Annotated in this window: 3 protein-coding genes, 1 tRNA gene and 3 rRNA genes; 1 reads left to right on the top strand and 6 read right to left on the bottom strand. The window is 64.0% G+C overall.

All coding sequences use genetic code 11. The features are described from left to right. Nucleotides 1-3,116 (bottom strand): HAMP domain-containing protein (locus PXH83_RS23750; RefSeq protein ID WP_274562610.1); only part of this gene is annotated, 3,116 nt, incomplete at its 3' end. Between the two features lie 266 nt (nt 3,117-3,382). On the opposite strand from PXH83_RS23750, the gene PXH83_RS23745 reads away from it, so the two are divergent. Continuing rightward, nucleotides 3,383-6,046 (top strand): SpoIIE family protein phosphatase, encoded by a 2,664-nt coding sequence (locus PXH83_RS23745; RefSeq protein ID WP_274562609.1) that lies wholly within the window; start codon nt 3,383-3,385, stop codon nt 6,044-6,046. Nucleotides 6,047-6,093: 47 nt separating this feature from the next. On the opposite strand, the gene PXH83_RS23740 is transcribed toward PXH83_RS23745, so the two are convergent. The 5 genes from PXH83_RS23740 to PXH83_RS23720 all read right to left on the bottom strand — a co-directional run bounded on the left by PXH83_RS23740 (nt 6,094) and on the right by PXH83_RS23720 (nt 12,344). Further along, nucleotides 6,094-6,166, bottom strand: a tRNA-Thr gene (locus PXH83_RS23740). Nucleotides 6,167-6,408: 242 nt separating this feature from the next. Beyond that, a complete protein-coding gene (locus PXH83_RS23735) occupies nt 6,409-7,089 on the bottom strand; it encodes a DegT/DnrJ/EryC1/StrS family aminotransferase (RefSeq protein WP_274562608.1) in 681 nt (226 codons plus the stop codon). Between the two features lie 97 nt (nt 7,090-7,186). Next, nucleotides 7,187-7,303, bottom strand: a 5S ribosomal RNA gene (gene rrf, locus PXH83_RS23730). A gap of 74 nt (nt 7,304-7,377) precedes the next feature. After that, nucleotides 7,378-10,518: ribosomal RNA gene (locus tag PXH83_RS23725) — 23S ribosomal RNA — on the bottom strand. 300 nt (nt 10,519-10,818) lie between these two features. Next, nucleotides 10,819-12,344 (bottom strand): 16S ribosomal RNA (locus PXH83_RS23720). The 16S, 23S and 5S rRNA genes sit together here, the layout of an rRNA operon. Nucleotides 12,345-12,525 lie beyond the last annotated feature (181 nt).

Below are 12,525 nucleotides of genomic sequence, written 5' to 3'. Positions count from 1 at the left end.
AGGTCGCGCCAGGTGCCGTCCACATCGCGTACGCGCGCCTGGCCGCCCAGCTGGCCGTCCGTACCCACTTCGCGGGCCACCCGGGTCACCTGGTCGGCGAACGACGACAGCTGGTCGACCATCGTGTTGATGGTGGTCTTGAGCTCCAGGATCTCGCCGCGCGCATCGATGTCGATCTTCTTGGTCAGGTCGCCCTTGGCGATGGCCGTGGTGACCATCGCGATCTGGCGGACCTGTCCGGTCAGGTTGGACGCCATCGAGTTCACCGACTCGGTGAGGTCCTTCCACGTACCGGAAACGCCCGGGACACGGGCCTGGCCGCCGAGCTCGCCCTCCGTGCCCACCTCGCGGGCCACACGCGTGACCTCGTCGGCGAACGAGGACAGCGTCGTCACCATCGTGTTGACGGTGTCGGCGAGCTGCGCGACCTCGCCGCGCGCCTCGACCGTCACCTTCTTGGTCAGGTCACCGTTGGCGACCGCCGCCGAGACCTGCGAGATGTTCCGTACCTGCGACGTCAGGTTGTTGGCCATCAGGTTGACGTTGTCGCTGAGGTCCTTCCAGATACCGGTGACCCCGCGCACCCGGGCCTGGCCGCCGAGGATTCCCTCGGTGCCCACCTCGCGAGCGACCCTCGTCACCTCGTCGGCGAACGACGACAGCTGGTCGACCATCGTGTTGACGGTCGTTACGAGCTCCAGGATCTCGCCCTTGGCATCGACGGTGATCTTCTTCGACAGATCGCCCTTGGCGACCGCCGTCGTGACCTCGGCGATGTTGCGCACCTGTGAAGTCAGGTTGTTCGCCATGAAGTTGACGGACTGGGTGAGGTCCTTCCACGTACCGCTGACGCCCTGGACCTCGGCCTGACCGCCGAGAATGCCCTCGGTGCCCACCTCGCGGGCCACCCTGGTCACCTGCTCCGCGAAGTTCGACAGCTGGTCGACCATCGTGTTGAGGGTGTTCTTCAGCTCCAGGATCTCGCCGCGCGCATCCACGTCGATCTTCTGCGACAGGTCACCGCGCGCGACCGCCGTGGCGACCTGCGCGATGTTGCGGACCTGAGCGGTGAGGTTGCCGGCCATGCCGTTCACGGAGTCGGTCAGATCGCGCCATACGCCGGCGACTCCCGGCACCTGGGCCTGGCCGCCCAGGCGTCCGTCCGTACCCACCTCACGGGCGACTCGCGTCACCTGGTCCGCGAAGGAAGACAGCTGGTCCACCATCGTGTTGATGGTGTTTTTCAGTTCGAGGATCTCGCCGCGCGCATCCACGTCGATCTTCTGCGACAGGTCACCGCGGGCCACTGCCGTCGTCACCTGAGCGATCTGCCGCACCTGCGAAGTCAGGTTCCCCGCCATGAAGTTGACGGAGTCGGTGAGTTCCTTCCAGGTACCGCTGACGCCGTCCACCCGCGCCTGGCCGCCGAGGCGGCCCTCCGTGCCCACGTCGCGCGCCATCCGCGTCACCTGGTCGGCGAACGACGACAGCTGGTCCACCATCGTGTTGACGGTGTTCTTCAGCTCCAGCATCTCGCCGGAGACGTCGACGGTGACCTTCTGCGAGAGATCGCCGTTGGCGACCGCGGTCGTCACCTGCGCGATGTTGCGCACCTGGCCGGTGAGGTTACGGAAGGCCGTGTTGACGGAGTCCGTCAGGTCCTTCCACGTGCCCGCCGCGCCCGGCACCTGCGCCTGGCCGCCCAGCAGACCCTCGACGCCGACCTCTCGCGCCACCCGCGTCACTTCGGAACCGAACGACTGAAGCTGGTCCACCATCGTGTTGACGGTGTTCTTCAGCTCCAGCATCTCGCCCGCGACGTCGACGGTGACCTTCTGCGTCATGTCACCGTTGGCCACCGCCGTCGTAACCTGCGCGATGTCCCGCACCTGAGTCGTGAGATTCCGGAAGACCGTGTTGACGGAGTCCGTCAGGTCCTTCCACGTGCCCGCCGCGCCCGGCACCTGCGCCTGGCCGCCCAGCAGACCCTCGCCACCGACCTCGCTGGCCACTCGCGTGACCTCGTCCGCGAACGTACGCAGCGTCTCGGTCATCTGGTTGATGGTCTCGGCGAGCTGGGCCACCTCGCCCCGCGCGCTCACCGTGACCTTCCGCGACAGATCACCATTGGCGACCGCCGTGGTCACCTCCGCGATCCCGCGCACCTGCGCGGTCAGGTTCCCCGCCATCAGGTTGACGGAGTCCGTCAGGTCCTTCCACACACCGGCCACACCCGGCACCTGCGCCTGACCGCCCAGCTCGCCCTCGGTACCCACCTCGCGGGCGACACGGGTCACCTCGGAGGAGAAGGAGGACAGCTGGTCGACCATCGTGTTGACGGTGTTCTTCAGCTGCAGCATCTCGCCGGCCACATGGACGGTGACCTTGCGTGACAGATCGCCCTTGGCGACCGCCGTCGTGACGAGAGCAATGTCACGTACCTGAGCCGTGAGCCGGTACGCCATCGTGTTGACGGAATCCGTGAGATCTTTCCATGAACCGGACATACCGCGCACCTGAGCCTGGCCGCCCAGCTTGCCCTCGGTGCCCACCTCAAGAGCGACCCGCGTCACCTCGTCGGTGAACGCCGAAAGCTGGTCGACGAGGTTGTTGACCGTACGCCCGACCTTCAGGAATTCGCCGCGCAGCGGGTGCCCCGTACCCTCCGCCCCCTGCGACCGCAGCTCCATCCGCTGGTCCAGATCACCGTCGGCGACCGCGGACAGCACCCGCCCGACCTCGGACACAGGCCGCGCGAGATCGTCGACCAGGGCGTTCGAAGCGTCAATCGCGGCAGCCCAGGAGCCCTCGCAGGCGCCCGTCTCCAGCCGCTCGGCCAGCTTCCCCTCGCGCCCGACCATGCGCCGTACGCGGGCCAGCTCGCCGGTCAGATGCAGATTCCGGTCGGCGACCTCGTTGAAAACGGCGGCGATCTCGGCCATCACACCGTCGCCCGAGACCGTCAGGCGTTTACGGAAATTGCCGTCCCGCATCGTCACTAGTGCCGCCAGCAGCCTTCCGAGGGCTGCCGTGTCCACTTCGGTTGTCCCATTGTTCCGGGACCGTCCGCCTTTTGCGCGCGTGTTCGTGCTCCGCGCGGCTGCGCCAGACTCCACCGTGTCCCTCCCGCAGGGGTTGACCGTACTCACTGGGGCTTCTCCCGGAGCCTTCCCAGTGTTTCACCCTGGCCGAACCAGGCCATAACAGTTCGGCAGCTTCGCACACCCCTCCCCGCACTCTCAGGGCGGAAACACTGGTGACCGGCATCCGCACGGACAGCGAAGGTAAGTAACCTGGCATCCGGCTGTCCAGCCGCCCCGGTCTGCCCGGCGGGGGCGGTGGCGCGAGAACTACCACCGGGCACCGGAGGGGCGGGCCGATCATGGCAGAGCCGGGCGTCGATACGCGTACGAGGAGTTCTGTGATCACCGCGCGGGCGGCTGCCAGCTTCGATCCCGTGGGACGGTCCGTCGCGACCGCCCGCGCCTTTGTCAGGGACACACTCCAGGGGTGGGGGTATTCCGACATCGTGGACGACGCCGTCGTCCTCACCAGCGAGCTCGTCACCAACGCCGTCGTGCATGCGGGCACCACCGCCGACGTGCTCTGTCTCCGGATGGAAGACGGCATCCGGGTCGAGGTCGCCGACCGCTATCCCGAGCGCGAGGTTCCGCTCCAGGGCTCGGCCCAGTCCTTCGGCAGCCCCGATCGCGAAGGTGGCCGAGGACTGCTCCTGTGCGCCGCGCTCGCCTCCCGCTGGGGCGTCGAGTACGCGCGGACCCACAAGCAGGTCTGGTTCCAACTCGATCTCCCCGCTCGCCCGGTCGGCATCCGCTCCGCCGGCCCCGTGCTCCCGGTCGAGCTCCTCCCGGTCGCCGACGGCCGCGTCCGCGTCGCCGTCGTCCAGATCGACCGCACCGGCGCGATCAGCGCCTGGAACGAGGACGCGGAAGAGCTCTTCGGTTACGCCGCCGACCAGGTCATCGGCAAGCAGCTCACCGACTTCGCCGCCTGGCCCCACACCCCCGGCATCGCCACCGGCATCGCGGACGCTCTCCAGCTGTCCCGCTGGGAGGGCAGCTACGGCGTACGCGGCGCCGACGGCCGCGTCGTCGCCGTCTACGCGTCCCACCTGCGCGTACGGGACGCAGCCGGCGAGCCGTCCACCGTCTGCCTTCTCGTACGCGACTTCGAGCGCGCCGTGATCCAGTCCCCGCAGCGCACCCCCGCCGACACCGCGGGCGGCACGTTCCCCGAGGGCCGCACGGCCGACCCGTTCGAGGTCTTCATCGGCTCCCCCGCCCCCGACGACCTCGACGGACTCCTTCAGCGCACGGTCGAGCGCTCCCGGGACATGCTGGACGCCGACTCCGCGTTCCTGCTCCTCGCCACCGACGACGAGACCGAGCTGGAGGTACGAGCCACCACCGGCCTCCCCTCCGCCCGCCAGCGCTTCGCCCGCGTCCCGGTGGAAGCCGGCACCGGCCGCTACGGCTCGGCCCGCATGCCCGCCGTCCACGAGGACCTCACGGCCGTCCCGGGCGCCGTCCCCCTCCTCAGCGGCACCGGCATGCGCTCCGTCGTCACCGTCCCCCTCAAGGTCGAGGGCCGCCTCACCGGCTCACTCGGCGTCGCCGCCGAAGCCCCCGGCCGGTACTCCAACGAGGAGGCCCTGCGCCTCCAGTTCGCCGCCGACCGCATCGCGCTCGCCGTCGAATCCGCCCGCCTCGGCGAGCTGGAGCGCCTCCGCCGAGGCTCCCTGTCGTTCCTCGTCGAGGCTTCCGACCTCCTCGCCGGTACGCTCGACCGCGACCAGACCCTGGCCCTCATGGCACAGATGACGGTCCCCACCCTGGCCACCTGGTGCGCCGTCTACACCATCGCCGACCAGTCCTCCGAGCCGTACCTCTCGTACGTACTCCACGAGGACGAGGAGCGCATCGACGGCCTCAAGGCCCTGCTCTCCAAGATCGACCCGCCGGAGCCGGTCCCCGCCCCCGGCGCCCGCATCTGGACGGCCCCGAGCGACGCCGCCCACCAGGCCGCCCTCCGTACGTCGATGCGAAGCCTCGGCCTCGGCTCCACCCCGCACCTCGGCTCGGGCATCGGCACCACACTCGCGACAGCCGCGGCCGTCGGCGGCGAGACCGTCGTCCTCCCCCTGGTCGCCCGCAACCGCGTCATCGGCATGCTCACCCTCGGCAAGCCAACCGACGACCACTTCCGCCAGGAAATCCTCGAACTCGCCGAAGACCTCTCCCGCCGCGCCGCGCTGGCCCTCGACAACGCACGCCTGTACTCCGAGCGCATGGCCATCAGCCAGTCGCTCCAGCGCAGCCTCCTGCCGCCCGAGCTGCCTCACGTCCCGAACGTCGAGGTGGAGGTCATCTACCGAGCGGCCGGCGAAGGCAACGAGGTCGGCGGCGACTTCTACGACCTCTTCCCGATCCGCGACGGCGCGTACGGCTTCGCCATCGGCGACGTCTGCGGTACGGGCCCGGAAGCGGCCGCGGTCACCGGCCTCGCCCGCCACGCCCTGCGCCTCCTGGCCCGCGAAGGCTTCAGCGGCCCCGCCGTCCTTGAACGCCTGAACGCGGCGATCCTCGACGAGGGCGCCCGAAGCCGCTTCCTGACGCTCCTGTACGGCGAGTTGTGGCCGCAGGAGGACGGCAGCTCGATCCTCAAAATCGTCTGCGCGGGCCACCCGCTCCCCCTGCGTCTGCGCCCGGACGGCTCGGTCGAACCGGCCGCCGAACCCCAGCCGCTGCTCGGCGTCATGGAGGACCTGGAGCTGTACGAGCAGAGCGTCACCCTCGACCCCGGCGACGTACTCCTGTGCGTCACGGACGGCGTCACCGAGCGCCGCGAGGGCACCCGAATGCTCGGCGACGACGGCCTCGCCGACGTCCTGGCCACCTGTACGGGCCTGACGGCCGGCGCAGTGGCCGCCCGCATCCTGCGCGCCGTCGAGCGCTTCGCAGCAGAACCCGCCTCCGACGACATGGCCATCCTCGCGATGCGCGTCCCGGAGCGGCACAACTCGTAGGGCATACGCGAAAGGCCCCCGCCAACGGCGGGGGCCTTTCGTTTGTGAGCCCCAATACGGAATCGAACCGTAGACCTTCTCCTTACCATGGAGACGCTCTACCGACTGAGCTATTGGGGCCTGCTGCGCTGCGGCAACGGAATAGATCATACCCGAATCCGAGCGTGCTCTGAACCCACCCTTCGTCCGGACCGGCCCCGCCCCCGCTGCCACCTTGCGCGAATGCGGACACGTCCTGGCAAGCCCATGAATTGGCCGAAAATCGTCCGGGCGCCAAGCGGGCGACATGGCGGAACCACCGCCGACGTCAACGCCACCGACGTGAAGTGGGAGTTCTTCGCTTCCCACCCCAAACAATCGTCCTAGAAGGCCGGTTGCAGGAGCCCGCCGAGCGCATTGCAGGCCGCCACGACACGTTGAAGGTCACGACGGGACAGCTCGCCGCCGATGGGCAGAGCGAGCGTCTCGTCGGCGGCCCGCTCGGTCTCGGGCAGACAGATCTCCCGCCGGAAGTCCGGCAGCCGGTGTACGGGGGTCTTCACCGGCACACGACAGTCAACGCCCCTGCGCCGCACGGCGTGTGCGAACGCGTCACGATCGGGCCGCCCATTGCCGGGCACCCGGACGACGTACTGCTGATAGCCGTGCCCCTCGCACGCCGCCGGCGTCCGTACCCCGGTGAGCCGCCCGTCCAGGTAAGCCGCATGCACGCGCCGTCGAGCGACCGCGCTCGGATCCGCGTCGGCCTCCTCGCGATGCTCCACCACGAGAAGCCCTCGCCGACGCCCGAGCTCCTCGAGCCGTCCCATGCCTGCGGGAGACCCGAATCGCTTTACGCCCACGATGGCCGCCGTACGCGATGTCACGGCGGCTTCCGCGGCGCCCGCATCCAGGCAGTACGTATCCCCGTCGATGTCGGCGAACACCGGCAACGCCCGCACAGCCAGCACCGCCTCGGCCACCTCGACGTTCCCGTAAGCCGACACGATGACCTCGTCGCCGGCACCGACACCCGCGGACTTCAGCATTCCGATCGTCCCCATGACTGTGGATGCTGGTCGTACGACGTGAACACCAAGTGACTAGGCATAAAAAAACGCTGGTCCCCGAACCGAAGTTCAGGGACCAGCGTGAATGATTGTTCGGCGGCGTCCTACTCTCCCACAGGGTCCCCCCTGCAGTACCATCGGCGCTGAAAGGCTTAGCTTCCGGGTTCGGAATGTAACCGGGCGTTTCCCTAACGCTATGACCACCGAAACACTATGAAGTTGAACAAACCGGTGCCGTCACAGTTCGTTACTTCAGAACTAACACAGTGGACGCGAGCAACTGAGGACAAGCCCTCGGCCTATTAGTACCAGTCAGCTCCACCCGTTACCGGGCTTCCACATCTGGCCTATCAACCCAGTCGTCTACTGGGAGCCTTAACCCCTCAAAGGGGGTGGGAACACTCATCTCGAAGCAGGCTTCCCGCTTAGATGCTTTCAGCGGTTATCCTTTCCGAACGTAGCCAACCAGCCATGCCCTTGGCAGGACAACTGGCACACCAGAGGTTCGTCCGTCCCGGTCCTCTCGTACTAGGGACAGCCCTTCTCAATATTCCTACGCGCGCAGAGGATAGGGACCGAACTGTCTCACGACGTTCTAAACCCAGCTCGCGTACCGCTTTAATGGGCGAACAGCCCAACCCTTGGGACCGACTCCAGCCCCAGGATGCGACGAGCCGACATCGAGGTGCCAAACCATCCCGTCGATATGGACTCTTGGGGAAGATCAGCCTGTTATCCCCGGGGTACCTTTTATCCGTTGAGCGACAGCGCTTCCACAAGCCACTGCCGGATCACTAGTCCCGACTTTCGTCCCTGCTCGACCCGTCGGTCTCACAGTCAAGCTCCCTTGTGCACTTACACTCAACACCTGATTGCCAACCAGGCTGAGGGAACCTTTGGGCGCCTCCGTTACTCTTTAGGAGGCAACCGCCCCAGTTAAACTACCCATCAGACACTGTCCCTGATCCGGATCACGGACCGAGGTTAGACATCCAGCACGACCAGAGTGGTATTTCAAGATTGACTCCACACACACTGGCGTGCATGCTTCACAGTCTCCCACCTATCCTACACAAGCCGAACCGAACACCAATATCAAACTGTAGTAAAGGTCCCGGGGTCTTTCCGTCCTTCTGCGCGAAACGAGCATCTTTACTCGTAGTGCAATTTCACCGGGCCTATGGTTGAGACAGTCGAGAAGTCGTTACGCCATTCGTGCAGGTCGGAACTTACCCGACAAGGAATTTCGCTACCTTAGGATGGTTATAGTTACCACCGCCGTTTACTGGCGCTTAAGTTCTCAGCTTCGCACACCCGAAAGCGCACTAACCGGTCCCCTTAACGTTCCAGCACCGGGCAGGCGTCAGTCCGTATACATCGCCTTACGGCTTCGCACGGACCTGTGTTTTTAGTAAACAGTCGCTTCTCGCTGGTCTCTGCGGCCACCCCCAGCTCACCGTGTAAAACGGATCACCAGTGATGGCCCCCCTTCTCCCGAAGTTACGGGGGCATTTTGCCGAGTTCCTTAACCATAGTTCACCCGAACGCCTCGGTATTCTCTACCTGACCACCTGAGTCGGTTTAGGGTACGGGCCGCCATGAAACTCGCTAGAGGCTTTTCTCGACAGCATAGGATCATCCACTTCACCACAATCGGCTCGGCATCAGGTCTCAGCCCTAATGTGTGACGGATTTGCCTATCACACGGCCTACACCCTTACCCCGGGACAACCACCGCCCGGGCTGGACTACCTTCCTGCGTCACCCCATCGCTTACCTACTACCACCTTGGGCCGCCGGCTCCACCACTTTCCTTTCCCCGAAGGGTCCGGAACGGCTTCACGGGCTTAGCATCAATGGATTCGATACTGGGCGTTTCAAAGCGGGTACCGGAATATCAACCGGTTGTCCATCGACTACGCCTGTCGGCCTCGCCTTAGGTCCCGACTTACCCTGGGCAGATCAGCTTGACCCAGGAACCCTTAGTCAATCGGCGCACACGTTTCTCACGTGTGTATCGCTACTCATGCCTGCATTCTCACTCGTGAACCGTCCACAACTCGCTTCCGCGGCTGCTTCACCCGGCACACGACGCTCCCCTACCCATCCCAGCGGGCGTTGGCCCTATTGCTGGAATGACACGACTTCGGCGGTACGCTTGAGCCCCGCTACATTGTCGGCGCGGAATCACTTGACCAGTGAGCTATTACGCACTCTTTCAAGGATGGCTGCTTCTAAGCCAACCTCCTGGTTGTCTCTGCGACTCCACATCCTTTCCCACTTAGCGTACGCTTAGGGGCCTTAGTCGATGCTCTGGGCTGTTTCCCTCTCGACCATGGAGCTTATCCCCCACAGTCTCACTGCCGCGCTCTCACTTACCGGCATTCGGAGTTTGGCTAAGGTCAGTAACCCGGTAGGGCCCATCGCCTATCCAGTGCTCTACCTCCGGCAAGAAACACACGACGCTGCACCTAAATGCATTTCGGGGAGAACCAGCTATCACGGAGTTTGATTGGCCTTTCACCCCTAACCACAGGTCATCCCCCAGGTTTTCAACCCTGGTGGGTTCGGTCCTCCACGAAGTCTTACCTCCGCTTCAACCTGCCCATGGCTAGATCACTCCGCTTCGGGTCTAGAGCGTGCAACTACGTATCTAAATTAGACACAGCGCCCTATTCGGACTCGCTTTCGCTACGGCTTCCCCACACGGGTTAACCTCGCTACACACCGCTAACTCGCAGGCTCATTCTTCAAAAGGCACGCAGTCACGACGCACTGAGTAAACTCAATGCGCGACGCTCCCACGGCTTGTAGGCACACGGTTTCAGGTACTATTTCACTCCGCTCCCGCGGTACTTTTCACCATTCCCTCACGGTACTATCCGCTATCGGTCACCAGGGAATATTTAGGCTTAGCGGGTGGTCCCGCCAGATTCACACGGGATTTCTCGGGCCCCGTGCTACTTGGGTGTTGCACAAGCAAGCCGTTGATGTTTCAGCTACGGGGGTCTTACCCTCTACGCCGGACCTTTCGCATGTCCTTCGCCTACACCAACGGTTTCTGACTTGCCCAACAGCCGGCAGACTGTTGAAGTGCAATCCCACAACCCCGCATGCGCAACCCCTGCCGGGTATCACACGCATACGGTTTGGCCTCATCCGGTTTCGCTCGCCACTACTCCCGGAATCACGGTTGTTTTCTCTTCCTGCGGGTACTGAGATGTTTCACTTCCCCGCGTTCCCTCCACATACCCTATGTGTTCAGGTATGGGTGACAGCCCATGACGACTGCCGGGTTTCCCCATTCGGAAACCCCCGGATCAAAGCCTGGTTGACGGCTCCCCGGGGACTATCGTGGCCTCCCACGTCCTTCATCGGTTCCTGGTGCCAAGGCATCCACCGTGCGCCCTTAAAAACTTGGCCACAGATGCTCGCGTCCACTGTGCAGTTCTCAAGCAACGACCAGCCACCCATCACCCCGCCCCGAAGGAGCGAGTGCACTGGGGCCGGCATCGCGAAGATACAAACCAACGGTCCGTACCCTCAGATACCCAACAGCGTGCCCGACCCGACCAACCCGATATCACGTTCCACGCCGAAGCAGTACTAGTGAACCTTGCCGATCGTGCCGAGTAGTCAACGTTCCACCCATGAGCTGACCACCGTCGAACATTTGCCGACGTAGTGGCTCTGGATCTCTTGCGAGATCTAGATGCTCCTTAGAAAGGAGGTGATCCAGCCGCACCTTCCGGTACGGCTACCTTGTTACGACTTCGTCCCAATCGCCAGTCCCACCTTCGACAGCTCCCTCCCACAAGGGGTTGGGCCACCGGCTTCGGGTGTTACCGACTTTCGTGACGTGACGGGCGGTGTGTACAAGGCCCGGGAACGTATTCACCGCAGCAATGCTGATCTGCGATTACTAGCAACTCCGACTTCATGGGGTCGAGTTGCAGACCCCAATCCGAACTGAGACCGGCTTTTTGAGATTCGCTCCGCCTCGCGGCATCGCAGCTCATTGTACCGGCCATTGTAGCACGTGTGCAGCCCAAGACATAAGGGGCATGATGACTTGACGTCGTCCCCACCTTCCTCCGAGTTGACCCCGGCGGTCTCCTGTGAGTCCCCATCACCCCGAAGGGCATGCTGGCAACACAGGACAAGGGTTGCGCTCGTTGCGGGACTTAACCCAACATCTCACGACACGAGCTGACGACAGCCATGCACCACCTGTATACCGACCACAAGGGGGCACCTATCTCTAGGTGTTTCCGGTATATGTCAAGCCTTGGTAAGGTTCTTCGCGTTGCGTCGAATTAAGCCACATGCTCCGCTGCTTGTGCGGGCCCCCGTCAATTCCTTTGAGTTTTAGCCTTGCGGCCGTACTCCCCAGGCGGGGAACTTAATGCGTTAGCTGCGGCACCGACGACGTGGAATGTCGCCAACACCTAGTTCCCAACGTTTACGGCGTGGACTACCAGGGTATCTAATCCTGTTCGCTCCCCACGCTTTCGCTCCTCAGCGTCAGTAATGGCCCAGAGATCCGCCTTCGCCACCGGTGTTCCTCCTGATATCTGCGCATTTCACCGCTACACCAGGAATTCCGATCTCCCCTACCACACTCTAGCCTGCCCGTATCGAATGCAGACCCGGGGTTAAGCCCCGGGCTTTCACATCCGACGCGACAAGCCGCCTACGAGCTCTTTACGCCCAATAATTCCGGACAACGCTTGCGCCCTACGTATTACCGCGGCTGCTGGCACGTAGTTAGCCGGCGCTTCTTCTGCAGGTACCGTCACTTTCGCTTCTTCCCTGCTGAAAGAGGTTTACAACCCGAAGGCCGTCATCCCTCACGCGGCGTCGCTGCATCAGGCTTTCGCCCATTGTGCAATATTCCCCACTGCTGCCTCCCGTAGGAGTCTGGGCCGTGTCTCAGTCCCAGTGTGGCCGGTCGCCCTCTCAGGCCGGCTACCCGTCGTCGCCTTGGTAGGCCATTACCCCACCAACAAGCTGATAGGCCGCGGGCTCATCCTTCACCGCCGGAGCTTTTAACCCCCACCCATGCAGGCAGGAGTGTTATCCGGTATTAGACCCCGTTTCCAGGGCTTGTCCCAGAGTGAAGGGCAGATTGCCCACGTGTTACTCACCCGTTCGCCACTAATCCACCCCGAAGGGCTTCATCGTTCGACTTGCATGTGTTAAGCACGCCGCCAGCGTTCGTCCTGAGCCAGGATCAAACTCTCCATGAATGTTTTCCCGTAATCGGGAGTGAACACCACGTTGAGCGGAACAGATCGGACCGGAATATGGCCCGCTGTCCTCAGCGTCCTCGCTGTGTTTTGCCTACCCGCCACATGGGCCAGTAGGACTTCAAAGGAACCACCAACCCACCGAAATGGGCCGGGGTATCAACATATCTGGCGTTGACTT

Origin of the sequence: Streptomyces spiramyceticus, assembly GCF_028807635.1 — a bacterium.
In the GTDB taxonomy this organism is placed as follows: Bacteria; Actinomycetota; Actinomycetes; order Streptomycetales; family Streptomycetaceae; genus Streptomyces; species Streptomyces spiramyceticus.
Note: the sequence above shows the minus strand (reverse complement) of the source record. Positions and strands in the feature narration are given on the sequence as shown.